This window comes from Aestuariivivens sediminicola, from assembly GCF_022662015.1.
Classification (GTDB): Bacteria; Bacteroidota; Bacteroidia; order Flavobacteriales; family Flavobacteriaceae; genus Aestuariivivens; species Aestuariivivens sediminicola.
The window spans coordinates 80,529-105,464 of record NZ_JAKMCM010000002.1 but is presented as its reverse complement, the minus strand read 5'-3'; the positions used below and the strand labels follow the sequence as shown (position 1 = coordinate 105,464).

The following is a 24,936-nucleotide window of genomic DNA, read 5'->3' as shown; positions in this document are numbered from 1 at the left end:
GAATTATGGCGACTTCCTAATTTATAATTTCGGGTCGATTTATAATTCTAAGGCCTTTTTAATGTCATTGTTCATCAAGTGCTCAACGGGGTTCTCCAAAGCTTCTTTCACCGCCACTAAAAATCCAACACTCTCTTTTCCATCTATAATTCTGTGATCATAAGATAAAGCGACGTACATGATAGGTCTTATTTCGACTTTCCCATCAATTGCAACGGGACGCTCTACAATATTATGCATTCCTAAAATACCACTTTGTGGTGGATTGATAATTGGTGTTGACAACATGCTTCCAAATACACCACCATTAGATATAGTAAAGGTACCACCTGTCATTTCATCGACGGTTATCTGACCATCACGTGCCCGCAAGGCCAAGCGCTTCACTTCAGACTCAACGCCTCTGAAACTCAAGTTTTCGGCATTTCGGATTACAGGAACCATGAGTCCTTTGGGACCGGAAACCGCAATACTTATATCGCAAAAATCGTAGGAAATCATGTCCTTCCCATCAATCATGGAATTTACAGCCGGATACATTTTCAAAGCTCTTACAACGGCGAGCGTAAAGAAGCTCATAAATCCCAAACCAACACCGTGTTTTTCTTTAAAGGTTTCTTTATACTCATTTCGTATCGCAAAAATTGGTGACATGTCCACTTCGTTAAAGGTCGTAAGCATGGCCGTTGTATTTTTCGCCTCCACCAATCGTTCCGCAACCTTTCGTCTTAACATGGACATCTTGGATCTGCTCGAACCTCTGTTCCCTCCAGTTGGTGTTCCCATTGAAGGGGTGGCATTAACCGCGTCCTCCTTGGTAATTCTTCCGTCCTTACCTGATCCCGATATTGAGTCCGGATCTATATTTTTTTCTGCAAGTATTTTTTTTGCTGCAGGACTCGCTGTTCCTGTGGCATAAGTTTTATTCTCTTTCGGGCTCGAACTGACGGTCTCTTCCGGCTTTGAGGCTTCTTCCTTTTTAGCTTCAGGGGCAGAAGCACTGCCTTCCGGTTTCTCAGCATCAGTATCAATTAAACAAACGACTGCGCCCACAGCAACAGCATCTCCTTCCTCGGCTTTAAGCGTAATGGTTCCACTTTCTTCTGCCGGTAATTCCAAAGTAGCCTTATCACTGTCTACCTCAGCAATGGCCTGATCCTTCTCTACGTAATCGCCATCCTCAACCAACCAGGTTGCTATTTCAACTTCTGTAATAGACTCTCCCGGAGAAGGTACTTTCATTTCTAAAATCATGCTTTATAATTTTAATCGTAAACTAATTTAATGTCTCTGTGTTTCCTGTTTTAATTCGAAGTATCAAACACCGCATCGATCACACGCTGTTGTCTGCTTCTATCTCTGGTACTTGATCCAGGTGCAGGTACAGAGTTCAGCGCCCTCGAATACACCTCTAATTTCACCAGATGCATACGCTGAAGCATGTAACTCCATGCACCCATGTTCCTGGGTTCTTCCTGCGCCCATGCATATTCCTCTACATTCGGGTATCTATCGATAACCTCTTGAATTTTATCATAATGCAAGGGAAATAATTGTTCGATACGCACAAGACCGATATGCTTTATGTCGCGTTTCTCTCGTTCTGCCAATAAATCATAATAGAACTTTCCGGTACAGAACACAAGTTTTTTAATCTGCTCAACTTCCAGGGTGTCATCTATAACTTCTTCAAACTGTCCCGTAGCCAGTTCATTAATGGAGGATACCGCTTTGGGATGTCTGAGTAAACTCTTTGGAGTAAAAACAATAAGTGGTTTTCTGAAATCCCGTTTCATTTGACGACGCAGTAAATGATAAAAATTTGCTGGTGTGGTACAGTCGGAAACAATCATATTATCATTTCCGCATAACTGTAAATAGCGCTCCATGCGCGCAGACGAATGCTCCGAACCTTGTCCTTCATACCCATGAGGCAGCAACACAACGATACCATTCTGCGATTTCCATTTATCTTCGGCAGCCGATACATATTGATCGAATATGATTTGGGCCCCATTGCTAAAATCGCCAAACTGTGCTTCCCATATGGTCAAGGTATTTGGATTTGCCATCGCATAACCGTAATCGAAACCAAGCACCCCATACTCCGATAATGGAGAATTGTAAATATCCATGGTCCCCTGGTTGTGCACATTGGTATTTAACAGATTAATACGCTCCTCGGTCTTTTCATCACGTAAAATGGCATGTCGATGACTAAAGGTACCGCGTTCCACATCCTGTCCAGATATGCGCACATTGTACCCCTCTTCCATCAAACTGCCATAGGCCAAAGTTTCCGCCATACCCCAGTCGAGCGAATCGGCTTCGAAAACCATTTTATAACGCCCCTCCAATATGCGTTCGGCCTTTCTTAAAAATGTTGCCCCTTCAGGAACGGTTGACACCACCCTCGAAATATGTTCCAGCTTGTCTTTTGGATAGGTCGTGTCGATACTTTCTAACATGGCATCCAGTCCTTTTCTCTCGAAGCCTTCCCATCGTTCCTGCATAAACTCCCTGACTTTCGAGGATTCAGCATGTCTGGATTTTTCATATTCACGCTCCAGGGTTTCCTTAAACTCTGCCACAATAGTATCGGAATACGCTTTGTCTATGGTACCCTCGGCAATAAGCTTATCGGAATATATCTTAAACGGATTTGGATGTTTTGCTATGTATTTATACAACTTAGGTTGGGTAAATCTTGGTTCATCGCCTTCATTATGACCGTATTTCCGATACCCCAGTAAATCGATATAGACATCCTTCTTAAAACGCATCCTATATTCCAGTGCCAGTTCAACACCATGAACAACCGCTTCAGCATCATCAGCGTTGACATGTAACACGGGGGACAGTGTTACTTTTGCCACATCTGTACAATATGTACTGGATCGGGCATCCAGATAATTGGTGGTAAAACCGATTTGATTATTTACTACAATATGAATGGTCCCACCGGTTTTATACCCATTTAACAAACTCATCTGGGCAACTTCATAGGCCACTCCCTGGCCTGCTATGGCCGAATCGCCATGCACCACAATGGGGACTATTTTAGAATTATCACCGTCGTAATCAGAATCTATCTTAGCCCGCGTAATTCCCTCCGCAATTGGGGCTACGGTCTCCAAGTGTGATGGGTTGGGCACTAAATTCATCTTGATGTTCTTACCGTTCTGATAGGTTTTATTAAGCGTAAAACCGAGGTGGTATTTCACGTCCCCATCAATATTTTCGTCTTCGAAGTCCTTACCATCAAACTCGCTAAAGAGTTCTTTAATGGGTTTGCGAAAAATATTGATCAATGTATTCAAGCGCCCGCGATGTGCCATACCCAGGACACATTCTTTAACGCCATATTTTTCAACGGAATAAAAAAGCACATTACTTATAGCAGGTATTAAGGACTCTCCTCCCTCCAATGAAAATCGTTTTTGGCCGACATATTTCGTTTGTAAAAAGTGTTCAAACGTTACGGCTTGATTCATTTTGGAGAGGATATATTTTTTGGTCTCTACGGAGAAATTAGGCTGATTGTCATTTACATTTAATCTGTCCTGCCACCATTGGATGACCTCAGGATTACGCAAATACATATATTCCACACCAATGGAACTGCAATAAATCCGATCCAGGTGTATAATAATTTCACGCAGGGTGGAAGGACCAATACCTAGAATTTCCGCGGCATTAAAAACCGTATCGAGATCGTCCTCTGATAAATTAAAGTTTTCGAGATCGAGGGTCGGAAAGTAACTTCTTCTCGACCTTACCGGATTGGTTCTTGTAAATAAATGCCCTCGCATTCTATAGCCATCGATGAGCCGAACCACATAGAATTCCTTGTGCACATGATCTGATAATTCAGGTGCCTCTTGAGTGGCAGCCTCACCATTGAGTCCATAACTCTCGCTTCCAAAATCATATCCTTGAAAAAAGGCCCTCCAACTGGGTTCTATACTATCTGGATTTTGAATATATTGGTCGTATAAATCAGCAAAATACCCAGTATGGGCTGCATTTAAGAATGAAAATTTATCCATTGTTATCTTTAATCACCTAAAGCTTGGTAAAAATATTTCCCAAAAATACAACTTTTAAAAATATCACGGATGATTTGGCACATATATAATCCTAGGTTTTCATTTTTAAAAAACCATTGAACAAGCACTACATTTATCTGTAATTTTAAAAGTAATTTTTTAAGGATTGTTTAAAAATCGTCTAAGATTATGAGCCCAAAGGGCATTATGATCTGATGTATTTGAAGCGATTCTCAAAGCCTTCTTTACAAGTGGAGTTGCGTGCCTATTGAATTCAGATTCTATCTTCTACTAAGAATTCAGATACTTGTTTCGATACCATACCTTCTGCCATTCACGTCGCAATATTAAAAACGTCACCTGTTCAGATAGCTCAGCCATATCCTCTCCACTCAAAGATCTGATCTGTTTCTCCGGAACATCGATGATGTAAAGCAGGTTGAGGTAGTCTGCGAATTTCTCCTGAATGAGTCTGTAAATAGTCTCCTTAAGTAATAACTTTAAGCTCTGAGGAAGAATGTTTTCATCAAAACCCAAATCGATGTTAGCCAGCAAAAAATCTTTATTGAGCTGGACCACCAACTTTTCGTATAAATTATATTGATCGGCTTCACGAAGTAAAGCATCCATTGTTGCAGGTAAAGCCATTAAACGGTTCTATTCATTAATTGTATTCCAAAATCCCTCAATATTTGCTTTTTATGATCCGCTATTTCGATCAGCTCCAATGCCGAAAATGCCAAATCCGTATAAGTTCTAATCGCCTTTTCAGTAGCCGTGGCAGAACCAGACGATACAAAAAACTGCTTAGCCGCTCGTATCTTCGCCTCCACATCCTGCGGTTTTGATGTAAACAATTGTCGTAATGCAACTTTATCTTTGTCATCAGAAAATTCCATTGCTTTTAGATACAAATAGGTTTTTTTATTTTCGATAATGTCACCCCCAAGCTGTTTCCCAAACGATTTTGGATCACCAAAGGTATCCAAATAATCATCCTGTAGCTGAAATGCAACACCTAAATGTTTGCCGAATTCGTAAATATGGTTCTGGTCCTTAAGATTCGCTTTGGCGACTATAGCACCCATTTTCATAGCTGCCGCGACCAAAACGGCCGTTTTATATTCAATCATTTTTAAATATTCTGAAACGGTCACATTTGTCCGTGATTCAAAATCGATATCATACTGTTGTCCTTCACAAACCTCAATAGCCGTTTTACTGAATAACTGAGCCAAATCGCGAAACATTTGGGAATCATAATTTTCAAATAATCTGTAAGCCATAATCAGCATGGCATCGCCCGATAAGATTCCTGTATTGACATCCCATTTTTCATGAACCGTCGGTTGTCCTCGTCTTAATGGAGCAGCATCCATGATATCATCATGTACCAATGAGAAATTATGAAATACCTCAATGCTTAAGGCGGCATCCATAGCATCCTTGTAGTGTCCATCGAAAATATCAGTCGTCATTAAGGTGAGTATCGGACGGAGTCTCTTTCCTCCCAATTTGAGGATGTATTGTATCGGAGCATAAAGGTTTTTGGGCTCCTTATCATGCACATACCCATTTAAATGGGTTATAAACGCCTGATGGTATTCTTTAATGGATAACATGGGTTAAAAATAAATTAAAAAAGGGAATGAAATAATCTGCAGGTAAAATATATGTTAAATAATTGTAAAACTTTGGAAACTATTTTTGTTTTTAAAGTTTCCTATTGTAGTTTTGCGCCGCATTATGAGAGAAAAAATAGTACATCATGCGGTAGAAATGTTCTTAAACTACGGGTTTAAGAGCGTCACTATGGACGATATTGCGAATGCTCTGGGTATTTCCAAAAAAACCATTTATCAGCATTTCGATAACAAAACGAAATTAGTGGAAGCCACTGTTATGCATGTTTTTGAAATCATTTCAGAAGGTATCGATGCCATCTGTGCACTCGGGAAAAATCCCATAGAAGAGATTTATGAGATAAAACAGTTTGTGATGACGCATCTTAAGGATGAAAAATCATCACCGCAATATCAATTGCAAAAATATTATCCCAGCATATCTTCAAATCTAAAACAAAAGCAGTTTGAAGTCATGCAGAGTTGCGTTAAAGCTAATTTAGAACGCGGCATTGCCATGGGCATATACCGACCCAATCTCAATGTCGAGTTTATATCGAGAATTTACTTTAACTCCATGATAGCCATCAAGGACAAAGACTTGTTTCCCCTCCAATATTTTTCAATGAACGAGATAATGGAATACTTTATTGAATATCATTTAAGGGGTATCTGCACATCAAGGGGACGCGATACCTTGAATCAATTTATTAACGATCAGTCTTAACTTAAACAAGAAAAATGAAAAATCGATTGACCATCTTTTTTGGGTTACTCCTAACCACAATATCCTACAGTCAAGAACTCAACTTCAGTTTACAGGAAGCCATAGATTTTGCCATAGAGAACAATAGGGCTGCTAAAAATGCAGCTCGAGATATTGATGCCGCGTATAAACAAAAGTGGGAGACCATAGCCACCGGGTTGCCTCAGGTAAATGCCTCGGTAGACTATCAGGATTTCATAAAACAACAGGTACAGGTCTTTCCTGCCAGTGCATTTGGTGGACCGGAAGGCGAATACACCGCAGTTGCTTTTGGTCTCAAACAAAACATTAATGCTTCGGCCACCTTGTCCCAACTTATATTTGATGGCTCTTATTTAGTTGGTCTGCAATCCGCAAAGGTCTTTTTAGAAATCTCAAAAAATGCAAAAATCAAAACCGATTTAGAGGTCAGAAAAGCAGTTATTAATGCTTATGGGAACGTATTACTTGCAGAAGAGAGCACAGCAATCTTAGAGAAAAACAGGGCCGCTCTGGAACAGAACCTCAATGAACTCACTAAAATTTATGAGAGTGGATTTGAAGAAGAGGAAAGTGTCGAACAGTTAAAAATAACGCTTTCCAGTGTAGAAAGCTCCCTTAACAATACCAAGAGGTTAAAAAAAGTAGCCTACCAAATGCTGAACATGAATTTAGGTCTGCCTATTGATAACCCGCTTGTTTTAACTGATAACTTGGAATCGTTGACCGCACAGCAAATCGATCTCAATTTTTTAAACAGTCCGTTTTTGGTTGAAAACACCATTGATTACCAAATTGCGGCCAATGACAAAACCTCAAAAGAATTATTAGTAAAGCTGGAAAAAAGCAAGTCGCTTCCTACGGTTAACACCTATCTCAATGGGGGTTATGTTTCCTTTAGTGATAACTTCGATTTTTTAGATACCAACCAAAAGTATTATGGATTTGCCGTATTTGGTCTGAGCATTAAGATTCCCATTTTAAGTTCAGGAATGCGAAGTGCTTCGACACAACGCGCACAAATTAATCTCGAAAAGTCGAAGGATGATTTGACGGAAACCGAGCAGCGTTTAAACCTTCAGATAGCAACGGCAAGAAGTGATTACCAATTTGCAATTGAAGATTACGAAAACAAAAAACAGAATTTAAACCTGGCTGAGCGCATTGAGCATAAAAATCAGACTAAGTTTTTTGAGGGTATCGCTTCCAGCTTCGAACTCAGGCAAGCACAAATCCAGTTATACACAGCACAACAGGAATACTTACAAGCCATGCTCGATGTGATTAACAATAAGGCAGCTTTAGAAACCATATCTAATTCAATAAACAATTAAAAAAACAAATGCCATGAAATATATATACAGCCTCCTTTTTGCAACTGCTCTTCTAACATCCTGCGGTGGCGATAAGAAAAAAAGTGTCGAAGACATCATTGCTTCCGATAATATTGAATTGATCCGTAAAAAGAAAGCCGAGCTCGACGCCGCCAGGCAGGAAATTTCAGCACAATTAAAGCAGCTGGAAACTAAAATAAAGGAATTGGATCCACAGGAAAAGGTCCCTTTAATTACCACTTTTAAAACCAGTGAAACGGTATTCAATCATTTTATCGAATTGCAGGGCAGCGTAGACACCAAAGAGAACCTGGTTATTTATCCTGAATTTTCGGGGACCTTAATCGATGTTTTTGTTAAGGAAGGGCAGGACGTGACGAAAGGACAATTATTGGCTAAGATCGACGACGGCGGGTTAAGTCAGCAATTGGCTCAACTTGAAATTCAAAGGGATTTGGCAAAAACAACTTTCGAACGTCAAGAGCGCTTATGGAAGGAAAACATAGGCAGTGAGATACAGTACTTGCAAACCAAATCCTCCTATGAAGCGATGAACAGATCTGTAGATCAACTCAAAGATCAGGTGGCTAAAACGACTGTAAGAGCTCCTTTTTCAGGAACTATTGATGATGTTATTACAGAAAAAGGAAGTGTGGTTGGTCCCGGGCAATCCCCTCTGTTCAGAATTGTCAGCTTAAAAAACATGTATATCGAAACAGACGTGCCGGAACGGTTTATAACCAGTGTTACTAAAGGTAAAGAGGTGATTGTAAATTTCCCGGTGCTCAATAAAGAGGTTAAAACCAAAGTACGTCAAGCCGGAAATTTTATAAATCCAGCCAATCGCACGTTTAAAGTTGAGGTGGGAGTCGACAACAACGATGGCAGCATTAAACCGAATTTGATGGCCAAGCTTAAAATAAACGATTACATCAACGAGAACGCCATACTTATTCCGCAAAGTATCATCTCTGAGAATGCAGAAGGCGAACAATTTGTATATACCATTACGGAAAAATCCGGAGAGCTGGCCGTGGCCAAGCGGGAGATTATTAAAACGGGAAGAACACAAGGAGATTATATAGAAGTTACTTCAGGTTTAAAAAGCGATATTGAAATAGTCGATGAAGGTGCCCGAAGTGTAAAAGATGGACAACAAGTCAAAATTCTCGCCAGTCTATAGTTGGTAGACCGTAGACTTTAAAATAAACGGAATAAATTCATGAGAAACATAAAATTCAACTTTGAAGACCTTAAAGTATATCAGAACGCACTGGATTTTATCGATACAGTTTACGAAGACACGAAATGTTTTCCGAAAAGCGAAGATTATGCCTTAAGCTCTCAATTTAAGAAAGCTTCAGTATCCATAGCCTTAAACATTGCCGAAGGATCCGGTGATACAAATGCTCAATTTAATAGGTTTATAAATATGGCAAATGGTTCAATTAAAGAATGTGTGGTCTGTTCAACAATAGCTAAACGCTTGAATTATCTAAGCAGTGAGGTTGATTACAAAAACAGAGTACGACTCGAAGAACTATCTAAAATGGTGTCCGGACTTCAAAAATATTTAAAATCTAACGATAAAAACACTAATGTCTAAGGACTACAAACTAAAGACACATGACCAAAGATTTAAAAAAGAAAAAAGTAGACAAGGAGTTTAGGTTATCATCGTGGGCCATTAACAATAAGACCACCATGTACGTGTTAATGACCTTAATTCTATTCCTTGGAGCAAGTGCCTACTTTAGTATGCCTCGCGAGAGCTTTCCTGAAATTAAAGAGACCAAAATTTATATCAGTTCTGTATTCCCCGGGAACACTGCGGAAGATATTGAAAAGTTAATTACAGATCCTATAGAGGATAGGCTTAAAACGGTTAGCAATGTGGTTGAAATCACCTCCACCTCGCAGGAAGATTATTCCATTATTGTTGTTGAGTTCGATGAGGACATTAGCGTTGAAGCGGCCAAACAAAAAGTTAAGGATGAGGTCGATTCTGAAACCTCCGGGGAAGATTGGCCCACTTTTAACGGAGCGAAAGTCGAACCCAACGTATTCGATTTAAGCATGTCTGAGGAAATCCCTATTCTAAACATCAATATTTCGGGTAATTATCCTGTCGATAAACTAAAGGAGTACGGGGAGTATTTGGAGGATGAAATTGAAGGGCTTCAGGAAATAAAACAGGTGGACATCCGCGGTGCCCAGGAAAAGGAAGTTGAAGTAGCCGTAGACATTTACAAGATGATGGCGGCACAGGTGAGCTTCGATGATATTATCAATACGATAAGCAGGGAAAACATGACCATGTCTGCCGGAAATCTGATATCGAGCGGACAGCGCAGAACCATCAGGGTATTGGGTGAAATTGAGGACCCTCAGGAACTCAATAACTTTGTGGTGAAAGCAGAAAATGGTAATGCCATCTATCTCAGGGATGTCGCAGAAGTCACCTTCAAGGATGAAGACAAAACGACCTATGCAAGGGAATTCGGGGAACCAGTCGTTATGTTGGATGTAAAAAAACGATCCGGAAAAAATATGGTGGCTGCGGCAGAGCAAATCGAGATCATCGTTAACCAAGCAAAAGAAAACAGGTTTCCACCGGATTTAAAGGTGACCATTTCAAACGACCAGTCTTCGAAAACTATTGGACAGGTTGATGACCTGGTAAACAACATTATTTTCGGTATTATACTGGTTGTAACAGTACTCATGTTCTTCTTAGGCTTTAAAAATGCCTTATTCGTTGGTTTTGCCATCCCAATGTCCATGTTCATGTCGCTCATGATCCTCAATACATTGGACTACACCATGAATACCATGATTCTTTTCGGACTCATTATGGGACTGGGTATGCTGGTCGACAACGGTATTGTTGTCGTTGAAAATGTATACCGCCTGATGTCTGAGGGCATGCCACGTATACAGGCAGCAAAAAAAGGTATTGGCGAGATTGCTTTTCCCATCATTATATCCACGGTAACTACGGTTGCAGCATTTATTCCTTTAGGCCTATGGCCGGGTTTGATGGGGCAATTTATGATCTATTTCCCCGTCACCCTGTCTGTAGTTTTAGGATCGTCATTATTTGTTGCCATCTTCTTCAATTCGGTAATGGTATCGCAATTCATGACAACGGAAGACAAAAACATGCCGTTAAAACAGATTATACGAATTTCGATCATTTTTGGTGTTATCGGACTTTTAATTTATGTGGTAGGCGGGGCTTACAGAGGTCTTGGAACCTTAATGATGGTTACCGTTGTACTGCTTTGGATTTACCGTCTGTTCCTGAGAAAATGGGCCAATGCATTCCAGAATAAGATATTACCCAAATGTGAACGCATCTATGAGAAAACCCTGCGTAGTGCATTGCATGGCAGAAAGCCAGTTATTATTGCCCTTGGTACGGTGGTCTTATTGATTATTACATTTATTTCCTTCGGTATATCGATGGGTACCGGTAATACCAAGGTGGAATTCTTTCCGGATAACACCCCTAACCAGATTATCGTGTATATTGAATACCCTGAAGGCACTGATATTAAGAAGACCAATGCCATAACCAAGGACATTGAGCAGCGGGTGTATGCCATCATCAATGATCCGGCCTATGTACAGGACGGTTACAATTTCCTTACGGAAAGTGCAGTTTCACAAGTGGGTGAAGGTGCCGGAAACCCTCAAACAGATGGCGGTTCTGCTGCCGAAATGCCTCATAGAGCCAAAATTACTGCGACGATGCGGGAGTATAAGTATAGAAAAGGAGCAGACAGCAACGAATTGCTAAAAAAAGTACAGGCCTCCTTACATGGGATCTATCCGGGAGTTAGTATTTCAGTAGAAAAAGATCCGGTTGGGCCACCGGCAGGATATCCGATCAACATAGAACTCGAAGGTGATGATTACTCACAATTAATTGTTACCGCAGAGAACATGCGGAATTTTATCAATTCCAAGAATATCCAGGGTATCGATGAATTGAAAATTGACGTCAATAAAGCGAAACCCTCCATGCAGGTTATTGTCGACACCGAAAAGGCAGGCGAACTGGGGATTACCTCCGGTCAGGTTGGCCAGCAATTGCGCAATGCCATTTTTGGTGCCAAGGCCGGTATTTACAAGAAAGACGGCGAGGATTATGATATTTACGTCCGCTTTAACGAGGAGAATCGCTACAATACCAGTGCGGTATTCAATCAAAAAATAACATTCAGGGATATGGCCTCCGGACAAATTAAAGAAATCCCTGTGTCGACTGTGGCAGACCATAGCAATGCTTCCGGTTTTAGTGCCATTAAACATCGTGATACGAGACGTGTGGTTACCCTATATTCGGCCTTAGCTCCCGGATTTATAGATGCCAGGGCTATAGTGACCCAGATTCAGAATGAAATGAAAGGCCTCTCTGAAATGCCCGAGAATATAAAAACGGATTACACCGGACAGATTGAAGAGCAGGAAAAACAGCAGAACTTCCTCAATGGTGCATTTCTTGCCGGACTGGGTCTGATTTTCTTCATTCTGATCTTCCAGTTCAACTCGGTTTCAAAACCCGCCATCATCATGCTGGCCATATTTTTAAGTTTTATAGGCGTATTTGGTGGGATCTTATTAACAGGAAGTTCGTTTGTCATCATGATGACCATGATGGGTATTATCTCCTTAGCCGGAATTGTGGTTAATAATGGGGTGGTCCTCCTGGATTATACCCAATTGCTTATTGACAGGAAAAAAGTAGCATTGGATCTGGAAGACGAGCAATATCTGGAGACCCCGGATCTTCTGGAGGCGATTATCAAAGGAGGGATGGCCCGTTTGCGACCTGTGTTGTTAACAGCAATAACTACCATATTAGGACTCATTCCACTGGCCACCGGATTAAACATCAACTTTTTCACCTTGTTCAGCGATTTGGATCCGAATATCTACACCGGAGGAGACAATGTGATCTTTTGGGGTCCCCTGGCCAAAACCGTTATCTATGGATTGCTCATTGCCACATTCCTCACGCTTATTGTTGTACCCATTCTCTTTTATCTGGCTACGAAGTTCAAAATGTGGTTGTACAGTAAACGCGTTGCCCGATACTCCAAGCCCATACGGGTTGAGGCATAGCAATTAAAAAGTGTGATTCGCATTCCATCAACCGGAACGCTTTTAGAGTTTGTAAAAAAAGAAAGAGGTCATCATACTGATGACCTCTTTTTTTATAACACTATAACTTGTTTATAGCTGTTCAGTAAACGGAACCGGGAAAGCATCAATAACATTGTCTCCGGACCTGTCTAAAGGAATAGTTGTACTGTTTAACATGCCCATGCGTCGCAGGTCGATCCAACGATGACCCTCTGCAAAAAGCGAATACCGTCTTTGGTGTAACACTTCATTCATAAGGGAAGCATCATCAGTAGCACCCGAATAATCCACAAGTCCTGCTGCATTTCTTATCGTATTCAGGGCCGACACAGCAGCATTGTTATCAGATCCTATCTGAGCCTCGGCATAAATCAAGATAAGCTCCTCATTTCGTATCAAGTACACGGGATCCGTATTTGTCTTATATAATGCAATTTGGTAATCAGCCGATAGACCATCAAAGGTTCGCGTACCGGGCTCAAAAAGTTGTGATTTACTTGTCACCCTGGTGTCACCGGTTTCAGCATCGGCAATCCAACTCGGATGCGCCATAAAGGCATCGGCACTTCCACTGCCAACCAATAAATGAAATTGGGCATTCAAGATATCATTACCAGTAAGTCCAAATACATGGGCCGGACCGGTCCATAAATTCCCAGTCATATTAAAAAATGAACCGTTAAGCGCTGTAAGTGCGGTCGATTTATCTTCCTGGTACAGTGCTGTTCGGGCAGCAAGGGCCTTATTGAATTGCGCAAATGTAGCAGGGGTGTCAAATCCGTCAAATCCGGCACTCAATGCAAAATCGAAAGCACTTCCGCTGTTGGAAAGATGTGAAGCAGCTTCATTCAATAAACTCATAACACCTGCCAGGGCCTCAGTGTAACCAACATTAGGGCCAGGATTATCGGGGTCAGTGACATCCAAACGAATACCATTCGTGTAATTTCTGTTGGCAACCATCAATAAAGCATAGGCTTTAAGCGTTTTGGCATAACCATAGTAACTGTTCTTCACCTGATCTGTAAAACCGGCAGCCGAATTCTCAACAGCTTCTATTAAGATATTCGCCGATTTAACAATTTTATACCAGGCAGCATACGATCGGGTGGTTAGGAATCCATTATTGTCTAGCGGTCCTTTCAAAAGTTCACCCGTAAGGCGAGGGTCTATTCCGGTAAGGTCGTAATATTCGCGTCCGAGAATGGAGACGGTGTCGTAATGAAATTCCAAATCATTCCGCATTACTGCCTCCAGACCTACTGCCAAAAGCTGGATATCGGCCTGGGTCGCACCCTCAGCAAAACTGTCAACCGTTGGTGCATTAGGGTTTTCTATGGGATCCAATTCACAACCGGATAAAATAACAATTGTGCTAAAGAGGACTAACTTTATATATATATTTTTCATAATCATTGCATTAAAAGTTAACATTTATATGGAAATTAACAAACTTCGAAGCCGGATAAGGTGTCACCTCAACGTTGTTAGCCAACACATTATTTCCAAAGTTTGATGCCTCCGGATCATAGCTGTTGTAGTCGAATATGTTAATCAGGTTTCTACCCGATATACCGACACGTACTCTTTTAGTATGTTTTATCAGGCCTTCAGGTAAGGTATAATACAGACCGATTTCCCTAAGCCTTAAATATCCCGCATCTTCAATAACCGGATCAGGATTTACAAAGGCCTGACCTGCTCTGTAAGGCCCATTCGCCAGTGCTCCCGACGGATCCAGTCCTGTATCATCATAATCCCAGGTAGTTCCGGCAAGGTCGTAAAGTAAGGTCGTGAGGTTAATGTTATCTCCGCCTTTCTTCCAGTGCCATAAAAATGATAAATCGAAATTCTTGTAACTGAATTGATTGGACCAGGACATTTGAAAATCGGGTTCGGCATTACCATAAACAAAGAAGCCATCACCTTCAGGATCTCTTGCGGCTATTTCTTCTGCAGTGTATGCCGTGGCATCATAGGTTCCCACAATTTGAGTAGCACTCTTCCCTTCCTGAATCAAAAACGTACCCAGTGAAGCGGCAAAGCCTCCTTCTGTAAAACTTGGCACATCCAGTCTGGTCATTTCCGATTTGTTCTTCCACCACTTAATTCCTGTGTCCCAGGTAAAATCATCCTTATCAATAATAGATCCATTGAATCCAATTTCCACGCCTTTGTTTTCAAGTGCACCGGCGTTTACTACTTTAGCCGTAAATCCACTGGAAGTAGGTACATCGGCCTGAATTAACAGATCATCTATTTTTTTGTTGTAAATGGTAACTTCAAAATTCAAACGTCTGTCCAGCAGTCCGAAATCCAATCCATATTCCAATTCTTTCTGACGTTCAGGACCCACATCGGGATTACCTCTCAAGTTAGCCGGACTTAAACCAGAGGTACCATCAATAAATTCAGCATTCATTAAGGAGAACCGATCATTGAAATTAGAGAATCTACCGGCTTCACCATAGGCAATTCTCGGCTTTAAATAGCTTAAGAAATCAACATCCCAAAAGTCAAAATTGTGCAGATTGATCGCTAAGTTTGCTTTAGGGTAATAATACATTTTATTGGCATCGCCATTGTTGGTTGACTTATCACCTCTTATCCCGAAGGTTCCGATGATCTTATCCTCGAAATTGATCTCTTCCTGAACAAAAAACCCTTTATCGCGCTGTGGACGAATCGTTTGCTGTGTAGCTACATTTGTGGACTGCCCCAAATTGGTTTGCGAACCATTAAGCCCGGTAGCAATGGTAATGACCGTGTTTCGGTTAAAATCCTGTAAAAAGGATCCCACTTGGGTCGTGAACGAAAGTCCATTATCCAGATTGTAATTGTGCACTAAAAATGCCGAGAGGTTGTAATTGGTATTTATGGTAGTACCAGATATGGCCACACCTCCCAAGGATGTCGCTGATCTAAAATAGGTCAGTTCCTTTGGGAATATACTCGTTGTTCTCAAGGTATATTGATCGAATCCGCCTTCAAGAACCAATTTAAGGCTTTGTGAATCTGTTGTTAACAGCTGAATATTAGAAGTGGCACTACCAATAAAGCGATTCACTTTCTCTCTGTTGGTGGTAATGGCCACCGTTTCTAAAACATTAGACCCTGCACCACCGGCCGGATAGGCACCATCTACAGGTGATAGATCCTCCCATGGGTAGGTAAAGGCCAAAGCATAACCAATGGTTCTGTTGGCATTACCATTATTGAAGAATCCTCTGTCTGATGTCGAATTGATATAGTTCGAAGTCACATAGAGGTCTAACCAATCCGTAAATTTCTGTCCGACATTCAAACGAACCGACATTTTTTCATAGCCGGTGTTGTCTACCAGACCGGGTTCGTTCTTATAGGTGGTCCCAAAGAAGTAATCGGTATTATCCGTAGCCCCGGAGGTCGAGAATCGCGTCGTGGAAGACACTCTGGTATGGTCAAACAATTCCGCTTCATAATCCCTTAAAGGGGCGTTCGGATCGCCTCCAAAAGCTGAGATTTCATTAGCATCCCAATCCCTTAAGCCCAGAAGCTGGGTTGGGCTTCTCAAACCAACCGTTTGAGAAAAGTTAATTTTAGGTTTACCCATTTTACCTCGTTTGGTTTTTATAATGACCACCCCACCGGCAGCTCGCGATCCATAGATCGCCGCGGCAGAGGCGCCTTTTAAAATGTCGACACTTTCAATGTCTTCCGGATCGATATCCGCGATCCTGTTTGATGCATCGTCCTGGGTGTTTGAAGGATTTCCACCACCTGCCGCTGCACTCACTATATTATTTCCCAAAGAGATTGAGGAATTATCAACATAAACCCCGTCTACAATGAATAAGGGTTGTTGATCTCCGAAAATGGAGGTCACACCACGCAACTTCATTGAGATACCCCCACCGGGAGCACCTGAATTCGCCTTGATCTCAGCACCGGTAAATTTTCCTGTCAGAGCACTGTCAAAACCGGATTGCATGGTTACACCGGCCAATTCCTCAGGTGAAATAGAGGCCACCGTATTCGCGAGATTAGATCGTTTGGTTGATCCTGCCAATCCCGTAATCACCACTTCTTCGAGTGCAGTTAAAGATTCCGACATGGTTATATTGATATCCCCCGCCTGGTTTGCCGTGTATTCTAAAGTTTCATAGCCTAAAGATGAAAAAACTAAGGTGACAGGGAAGCTGTCGACATTCAAACTGAATTTTCCATCAAAATCGGAGGTCGTCCCCGTTGCCGTTCCTTTAATGATGACGTTTGCCCCAGGTAAAGGAAGATTAGACGTTCCATCTGTTACCGTACCGGAAATGTTACCTTGAGCAAAGGCCATTACCGGAAAAAACAACAAAGCAAGAACGTACATTTTAAAATGTAGTAGTTTACTCATAATGAATTTTTTTTGAATTAGTCTGGCTAAATATCATAAAAAAATATCAATTCATTGCTTTTTCGTTTCAAATTTTAACTATTTAACAGTTTTTGATGTCACTTTATACGAATATTTGAAAGCAAAATGTAAATATAAATCCCTAAAACATAAATACATCATAATGAACAGGTTACAGCCACAGCCTCCGAAGTGAGATTACAGCTCTAAGGATAAGGTGACCTCAAGGTTTAAAAGATTTTTCCTTCTAAGGCCGTGCCCCCTTTTATAAAAATCGTCTGTAGACAGCGACCAATAATGAGACTCCACCCTAAAATCAAAAACGCCTCAAAACCAGGTTTTGAAGCGTTTTTGAGAATTTATAAATACGTGATTTGTGCTTTACAAGCAGCTAACAAATTAGCACTCTAAGGTTTCCTTCTGCAATGCCTGAGTCCATAATTGCAGGTTACTTCCACTCGAAATCACCTTGATCAACGGACCAGTCATTACCAAAAAAGCCGGCGCATTTTACAGCACTCATCCCCTGGGTTAAAACGCTGTCATCAAATAATACGACATCCGGAAATGTGGTCCCATTGACCAGGTAATGGTTCATATAAGCTGCTTTCATTCCCTTACTACCGGTGGCTGTTACCACACCTACACTAGCGATATCACTGTCCGCTCTCGGCACAATAAAATACATGCCCCACTGGTTGCCGAACAAGGTCTTTCCATTAAAATTGACACCATAATCCTTGACTTGTATGGGGCAGTCCTTTAGGAGCAGGTTCCAGGCTGCATTGTTATCGGCATTACCATAAAGCACGACATTCCGGTTGGCGTATTTCTCCAGTGAGAAATCAGTGTCCTTAACGATTTCAATATGCCCATTGGCCCGATACCAAAAGGTTTCAGCATCAAAGCGCGCGCGGTTATAATACCATTCGTTTTCCGATGGGGTTCCCTTCGTCGCATAAACAAATACCACCTGGTTTCGAAACGCATCCTTGAATCCACCATTTCGATGCGGTCCTTTTTCCTGAAGCGATGGTGCTTTGGAGATCTGCCATGTATTCCCGACCTTCTTGAAATAGGTCTTTTCCTTCTTAGGCAATTTAATAGCGGTGTCATCAATAAGAACGGTATCCACATCCGTTTCCAGTTTTCCAAAATCCACTTCAATAAGGGCCACATTATCTGTTTCAATTCTAAATCCCTGTTCCCCTGAGAATTTAAAAGTACTTACATTAAATGCCCTTTCCTGTTGATGGATACTTATAAAGTGAGAAGTCGCTGACACCCCGGGTGATCCTGTAGAGAATTCCAGTTTATTAATATCCTTAACTTTAGGAATCTTGCGTTCCCATAAAAAACGAAAAAGAGGTCCCCAATCCATGCTGTGGTTCCCATACCAGTGTTCTCCTCCGGGATACTCATAATAGGTGAAATCCGGATGAAATTTGCCCAGGCGCTCACGCATATCGCGAGCCAGGGCGGTCGGTACCACATTGTCTTTTTCGCCATGCAATATATAGACGCCATGATGCAGGTAATTGCGAATGAGCTTCAAGGTCCGACTTGGTGTTCCTGCCCGTTCAATCATAGTTTCAACGGGGGTTTTGAAAGATCCCTGTTTTAGGCGTTCAATGGCTTTGGGGGTAATGCCAAACCGCCTGTATTGGTCTTCCGACATGGTCATGACACGATTTATAAAACCATCCCGATACAAAAGCAGGTCCGGATATCCGGCACAGGGTGCTATAGCGGCAAAATGGTCGGGATAGGTTGCCCCAAGATACCAGGTACCGTGACCTCCCATGGAATGCCCGGTTAAATAGATGTTTTGAGGATTTGGATTATAGATCTGTTTCGCTTCATTCAGGACTTCCATGGCATCCAAGCGGCCCCAATCTTCCCATGCAAAACCAAAGGGACGCCGATTCGTTGGCGCAATAATATTGACCCAGTCTTTTTTCTCATAGGCATTGGCCTGGTTCACCGCCTCAACCGAGGCCCCATGAACCGACAATACCATGGCCCCATCCTCAAGAGTGGTATTGCTGGATGGTGCCACACTGTAATACTGTACGCTGCCATCGATACGACTCAATAAGGTGCGCTTATGATGACTGTGTTTCGATTTCACTTCAACGGGGATGGTTTTCGAATCCGTCAGGGTGCCCGTACCGTCGTGCAAATCCACTTTCAGATCCTGCGATCCTATTTTAGTGCTGTCTGTAATCGCCGCAATTTTGAAGGGGATTTTTAAAACACTCATAGGTGGGATATCGGTGACCTCATGTTGATGGGTCAGACCATTAACTTCAGTTTTAACCCGATAACCCTTCTTCCAGGTTTCTGTGGCGTTAACGACGCGTATAGCTCCTAAATAGTCATGGTCTTCCTCCACCAGAATATCGGGTAAGGTCATATCCCGAGTTGTAAACTGCAGGGTCTTTTGCGGATCGATAAGTCTGGCCCGTATTCTGGGAAAACGACCTACTTTCAATACAAAGGTATTGTTCCCCTGCTTTAGTTTCAGCGGTATTAAATTATACCCGAAATCGTAATGATCGCCTTCATGAGGCAAGCCGTTAATTAAAACCAGCGAATGTCCGGATGCCTCAAAAAGTACGATACGTTCGCTATTGGAATTGTAGTTCAAATACACATAGCTCGATCTCAGGTTCCTATCACTGAAGGTATTTGTAGAATCGACCTTAATGGCATTCCAGGGCATGATTTGTCCGGAAAAATCAATATTAAATACGTCACCATTATTAGGCGTATAAAACGGATCCATTAAAAATTTACTAAAAACCGGGTCTTTGGGGAAAGACGCGGAATTAAATCGGAAGTTCTGAACCTTTAGGCTCAGTCCCGTCTTAAAAACATGCAGCAGTTCGCCTTCTTCAATCGAATTGACCTTCTCTTTCCCAAAATATTCTACGATATTACCCGTCTTTTGCTGCGCATTCAAAACAAATGAGAACAAAATGAACAGGGCCAGTATTTTCAGCGGATTACATTGCACTATCTTCATGTCTTTCAAACTTAAAATTTCGATAAAGGTAATTTATAAATTGAAATTGAAATTATAATTTCTACTAGCGACGGAAAGGAGGCGACAAAGAACTTTAAAATGAGGGCATCGCTTCCCTGATGCCGGAACTAAGAGTTCTAATCCTTATGTCATGTTCTCCCGGCTGATGTTTATCCCTGACCATTATTTGGTCGTTTTTAGTCAAAAACAGATACCCCAACACCATAGAGCCATGGATTGCAATAAAGATGGGTCAGAGCCCATTTCAAATGAAAAAATTCATGTACTTTTGCTCCCTAAATACAGATTAGGCATGTACAGAAGTCATAATTGCGGCGAGTTAAGAGCCACAGATATTAACAAAGCGGTTACCCTTGCGGGATGGGTTCAAAAATCGAGGGATAAAGGATTTATTATCTGGATAGATTTACGGGATCGTTACGGCATCACGCAGTTGGTATTTGATGAAGAGCGCACACCCGAAGCGGTGATCAAAGAGGCCCAAAATTTAGGACGTGAATTCGTTATTCAGGTTAAAGGCAAGGTTATTGAACGTGCTTCTAAAAATCCGAATATCCCTACCGGAGCTATTGAAGTGTTGGTTCAGGAACTTCACATCCTGAACCAGGCCATTTTACCTCCGTTTACTATTGAGGACAAAACTGACGGTGGTGAGGAATTGCGTATGAAATACCGTTATTTGGACATCCGACGCAATCCTGTAAAAGACAGTTTGATCTTCAGACACCGGGTCACACAGGAGGTTCGGAATTACCTTTCGAACGAAGGGTTTATAGAGGTTGAAACCCCTTATTTAATAAAATCGACTCCAGAGGGTGCACGCGACTTTGTTGTGCCCTCCCGCATGAATCCGGGAGAATTCTATGCCTTGCCACAATCGCCACAGACCTTTAAGCAATTGCTCATGGTGGGGGGTATGGACAAATATTTCCAAATTGTGAAATGTTTCAGAGATGAGGATCTACGTGCCGACAGACAACCTGAATTCACCCAGATTGACTGTGAAATGGCCTTTATTGAGCAAGAGGATATCTTAAATGCCTTTGAGGGTTTAACTCGGCATTTATTGAAAGCAATTAAAGGGGTAGCGATAGAAAAGTTTCCACGTATGACCTACGATGAGGCCATGCGTCGTTATGGCAATGACAAGCCGGACATCCGATTTGGTATGGCTTTTGGCGAACTCAACGCGGTTACCCAGCACAAAGCATTTAATGTCTTTAACAATGCCGAATTAGTGGTCGGCATCGCCGTACCGGGGGGCAACAGCTACACGCGCAAGGAGATCGACCAGCTCATAGACTGGGTTAAGCGTCCACAAATCGGAGCCTTAGGTATGGTCTACTGCCGATGCAATGACGATGGCAGCTTTAAATCTTCGGTCGATAAATTTTACGATGAAACCGATTTCAGACAATGGGCGGAACGTACCGGAGCTAAAGCCGGCGACCTCATTTGTATCCTTTCAGGAGACACTCATAAAGTACGGACTCAGTTGAGTGCCTTGCGAATGGAATTGGCCGAGCGCATGGGTTTAAGGAAACCTGATGAATTTGCTCCGCTATGGGTTACGGACTTCCCTCTCCTGGAATGGGATGAAGAAACCGGACGCTATCACGCCATGCATCACCCCTTTACCTCACCAAAACCGGGACAGATAGACCTGTTAAAGACTGATCCGGGAGCTGTAAAAGCCAATGCCTACGATTTGGTCCTCAATGGCAATGAAATTGGTGGTGGTTCCATAAGGATACATGATAAGGAAACACAGTCTCTGATGTTCGATTATTTAGGATTCACTCCCGAGGAAGCCAGGGCCCAGTTCGGCTTTCTCATGGATGCCTTTCAGTATGGGGCGCCTCCGCATGGTGGTCTGGCCTTTGGCCTGGATCGCCTGGTCGCCATTCTGGGCGGTCAGGAAACCATTCGTGATTTTATTGCCTTCCCTAAAAATAATGCCGGTCGTGATGTAATGATTGATGCCCCTGCCCCGATTGATAATGACCAACTGGAGGAACTCAGCTTAAAGTTAAACTTAAAATGATAAAATCAAATCCTGCATTAAGCAGGATTTTTTGTTACTTTTAATCCCTAATTCCATTACTGTGAAATTCGTATTCCAAGTCCTTATATTTTCCCTTGCATTGCACTGCCACTGCCAGGAACTTACGGGCCGTCAGCTACTGGATAAGGCGATACACTACCATGATCCGAATGCCCAATGGAACAGCTTTAGTGGACGTTTTTATGTCACCATGGAATCGCCGAACCGACCTGAAAGGGTCAGTGACATACGTATCGACCTTCCTAAATCCTTCTTTTCAATTCGGGCGACCATTAAGGAGGATACCTCGACCTATGTCATACATAAGGACAGTGTCACCATGGCGGTTAATGGTATTGACAACCCATCGGAAGCGCTGTTAAAGGAGTTCAGGATGAGCAGGGAAAGGGGGCTGTTTTTAAAAAACTATTATACCTATTTATACGGCTTACCAATGAAGCTCAACGATCCCGGCACCATCATTCACGACGTGGTAGAGGAAAAGGACTTTAAGGGGAATCCCTACTATGTGTTGAAGGTCACCTATGAGGCAGCCGTTGGTGAAGACACCTGGTATTTTTATTTCAACAAGGAGTCATACAAGATGGAAGTGTATCAGTTCTTTCATGACGAATCCAGGCAGGATGGTGAATACATCTTATTGTCTGATGAAGAAACTATTAACGGTATTAAAATGCCAAAAGTCAGATCCTGGTATGCCAACAAGGACAACACCCTGTTAGGCACCGATATTTTAAACCCTGCGATATAATTTGAACTTTAAAACCCTATTACGAAAATTCTTAATCTGGAAATACAAACATATTTCAGAACGGCAATTTATTTATGCCCTGAGTATTCTTGTTGGTTTTTTAGCGGGTTTGGGCACAGTATCTCTTAAGAACCTGACACATTACATCAGACAGCTGTTTGAATTGTACGTCTTCAAGGATTTTCAAAGTTCCCTGTATTTTATCTTTCCAATTATTGGATTACTGTTGGTCTATATCATAAAACAAACCTGGTTAAAAAAACACATCGGGCATGGTATTTCCACTACATTACATGCCATCTCGAAACTCAACGGTATTATCCCAAGGTATAATATCTATGCCGCATTGATCACTGCGCCATTGACGGTGGGATTCGGTGGATCGGTTGGATTGCAGGGGCCTGCGGTCAGTGTAGGTTCGGCATTGGGTTCTAATGCGGCCCGTTTATTTCATATGAACGCTAAAACCAGAATGCTGTTAATTGGCTGCGCTGCGGCGGGAGCAATGGCCTCCATGTTCAAGGCCCCTATTGCGGCCATCATTTTTGCCATTGAGATCTTTAGTTTAGATATCGCCTTTGGCTCCATGGTACCCTTATTACTGGCATCGGTTTCAGCCGTTGTCACCTCTTACTTCTTTCTGGGGACAGATATTTTGCTGCGTTTTGAACTCGTTGATAAATTTGAAATAAACGACATTGGCTTTTACATCGTCCTGGGGGTTGTTACCGGTCTTGCTTCCGTCTATTTTTCGAAAGTTTATTTTGCCATTACTAACTTTTTCAACCAATTTGAAAGCAGGGCCAAACGATTGCTCATTGGCGGCCTGGCCATTGGAACCATGCTCTATGCCATCCCTCCTTTATACGGTGAAGGTTATGGGGTTATGAACAACCTGTTAAAAGGAGACCATTTGGCTGCCATAGGTACCACGCCATTGCCCTTGGACCTCTCCAATATATGGATCGTAATTGGCCTGTTGCTCGGTATTTCGGTGTTTAAGGCCATAGCCATGACCACCACCTTTGGTGCCGGTGGCGTGGGAGGTGTATTTATTCCGACTTTGGTCATGGGCAGCACCCTGGGCAATGCCTTTGCCAAAATTATAAATCATATCGGGTTCGACTTCTATGTTTCAGAATCTAATTTTACCCTTATTGGTATGACCGGCTTGATGGCGGGGGTGTTACATGCGCCTTTGACCGCTATTTTCCTTATAGCGGAAATAACGGGAGGTTATGAGTTATTCGTGCCATTGATGATCGTAGCCGCCATAGCATTTGCCATTACAAAATATTATGTGTCGCATTCCATTTATACCTTAAAACTGGCTGAGCGTGGCGAACTCATCACACACAATAAAGATCAAAATGTGCTGATGGTTTTAGATATTGACAAGGTTATTGAAACCAATTTTATTGTGCTTCGACCGGAAATGACCTTAGGTGAGATATTGAAGAAGGCAGTTGCTAAATCGTCGAGAAATCATTTCCCGGTGGTCAATGAGGCCCATCAATTTTTGGGCGTTATTCGTCTGGATGATATCAGACATATGATGTTCGACTCAGATCTTTACGATAAAGTGGATGCCTCCAGTTTAATGCATGCCGATCTAGGGGTTATTGACTACAACCAGGACTCCATGAATGTCATTATGGATAAATTTAAAACAACCGGCGCATGGAATTTACCGGTCATTAAAGATGGTAAATACTATGGTTACATCTCAAAATCGAAGTTGTTGACGGCCTACAGGCGACAATTAATTAATTTTACCCAATAAGCACTC

At 42.0% G+C, this 24,936-nt stretch carries 15 protein-coding genes; 8 read left to right on the top strand and 7 right to left on the bottom strand.

The features are described from left to right. Positions 1-39: 39 nt before the first annotated feature. From odhB to MR041_RS05400, 4 genes are all read right to left on the bottom strand, one after another. Positions 40-1,254, bottom strand: a complete 1,215-nt coding sequence (gene odhB / locus MR041_RS05415; protein ID WP_242092584.1) for a 2-oxoglutarate dehydrogenase complex dihydrolipoyllysine-residue succinyltransferase — start codon at positions 1,252-1,254, stop codon at positions 40-42. 50 nt (positions 1,255-1,304) lie between these two features. After that, the gene (locus MR041_RS05410) at positions 1,305-4,049 is read right to left on the bottom strand and encodes a 2-oxoglutarate dehydrogenase E1 component (RefSeq protein ID WP_242092583.1); all 2,745 of its coding nucleotides are present in this window, start codon (positions 4,047-4,049) and stop codon (positions 1,305-1,307) included. A gap of 291 nt (positions 4,050-4,340) precedes the next feature. Beyond that, positions 4,341-4,697: a hypothetical protein gene (locus tag MR041_RS05405; protein WP_242092582.1), complete on the bottom strand. Its 357-nt coding sequence runs from the start codon at positions 4,695-4,697 to the stop codon at positions 4,341-4,343. After that, a complete protein-coding gene (locus MR041_RS05400) occupies positions 4,697-5,671 on the bottom strand; it encodes a polyprenyl synthetase family protein (RefSeq protein ID WP_242092581.1) in 975 nt (324 codons plus the stop codon). The genes MR041_RS05405 and MR041_RS05400 overlap by 1 nt, the downstream gene beginning before the upstream one ends. 124 nt (positions 5,672-5,795) lie before the next feature. Between MR041_RS05400 and MR041_RS05395 the strand changes: the two genes are divergently transcribed. Genes MR041_RS05395 through MR041_RS05375 form a run of 5 tightly spaced genes read left to right on the top strand, consistent with a single transcriptional unit; the run spans position 5,796 to position 12,880 of the window. Beyond that, entirely contained in the window at positions 5,796-6,398 is a 603-nt protein-coding gene (locus MR041_RS05395) for a TetR/AcrR family transcriptional regulator (protein ID WP_242092580.1), read from the top strand. A 14-nt stretch (positions 6,399-6,412) separates the two neighbouring features. Continuing rightward, complete coding sequence (locus MR041_RS05390) at positions 6,413-7,750, top strand: TolC family protein (protein ID WP_242092579.1); 1,338 nt, start codon at positions 6,413-6,415, stop codon at positions 7,748-7,750. Positions 7,751-7,763: 13 nt separating this feature from the next. Continuing rightward, the gene (locus MR041_RS05385; protein ID WP_242092578.1) at positions 7,764-8,933 is read left to right on the top strand and encodes an efflux RND transporter periplasmic adaptor subunit; all 1,170 of its coding nucleotides are present in this window, start codon (positions 7,764-7,766) and stop codon (positions 8,931-8,933) included. 39 nt (positions 8,934-8,972) lie between these two features. Further along, positions 8,973-9,356, top strand: coding sequence for a four helix bundle protein (locus MR041_RS05380; RefSeq protein ID WP_242092577.1), 384 nt, complete (start codon positions 8,973-8,975; stop codon positions 9,354-9,356). A 20-nt stretch (positions 9,357-9,376) separates the two neighbouring features. Then, positions 9,377-12,880: an efflux RND transporter permease subunit gene (locus MR041_RS05375; RefSeq protein WP_242092576.1), complete on the top strand. Its 3,504-nt coding sequence runs from the start codon at positions 9,377-9,379 to the stop codon at positions 12,878-12,880. Between the two features lie 111 nt (positions 12,881-12,991). Here the strand turns inward: MR041_RS05375 and MR041_RS05370 are convergent, their stop codons facing one another. The 3 genes from MR041_RS05370 to MR041_RS05360 form a co-directional block, all read right to left on the bottom strand. Beyond that, positions 12,992-14,311, bottom strand: coding sequence for a RagB/SusD family nutrient uptake outer membrane protein (locus MR041_RS05370; RefSeq protein ID WP_242092575.1), 1,320 nt, complete (start codon positions 14,309-14,311; stop codon positions 12,992-12,994). 10 nt (positions 14,312-14,321) lie between these two features. Continuing rightward, the gene (locus MR041_RS05365) at positions 14,322-17,282 is read right to left on the bottom strand and encodes a SusC/RagA family TonB-linked outer membrane protein (RefSeq protein ID WP_242092574.1); all 2,961 of its coding nucleotides are present in this window, start codon (positions 17,280-17,282) and stop codon (positions 14,322-14,324) included. A 448-nt stretch (positions 17,283-17,730) separates the two neighbouring features. Then, positions 17,731-20,310 carry a carboxylesterase family protein gene (locus MR041_RS05360; protein WP_242092573.1) on the bottom strand — a complete coding sequence of 860 codons (2,580 nt, stop codon included), beginning with the start codon at positions 20,308-20,310 and terminating at the stop codon, positions 17,731-17,733. A gap of 313 nt (positions 20,311-20,623) precedes the next feature. Here MR041_RS05360 and aspS point away from each other — a divergent pair, with 313 nt between their 5' ends. The 3 genes from aspS (at position 20,624) to MR041_RS05345 (ending at position 24,930) form a co-directional block, all read left to right on the top strand. Next, a complete protein-coding gene (gene aspS, locus MR041_RS05355; protein WP_242092986.1) occupies positions 20,624-22,375 on the top strand; it encodes an aspartate--tRNA ligase in 1,752 nt (583 codons plus the stop codon). Positions 22,376-22,436: 61 nt separating this feature from the next. Further along, positions 22,437-23,147: a DUF6503 family protein gene (locus MR041_RS05350; protein WP_242092572.1), complete on the top strand. Its 711-nt coding sequence runs from the start codon at positions 22,437-22,439 to the stop codon at positions 23,145-23,147. 1 nt (position 23,148) lies between these two features. Continuing rightward, the gene (locus tag MR041_RS05345; protein WP_242092571.1) at positions 23,149-24,930 is read left to right on the top strand and encodes a chloride channel protein; all 1,782 of its coding nucleotides are present in this window, start codon (positions 23,149-23,151) and stop codon (positions 24,928-24,930) included. The last annotated feature ends 6 nt before the right edge of the window (positions 24,931-24,936 follow it).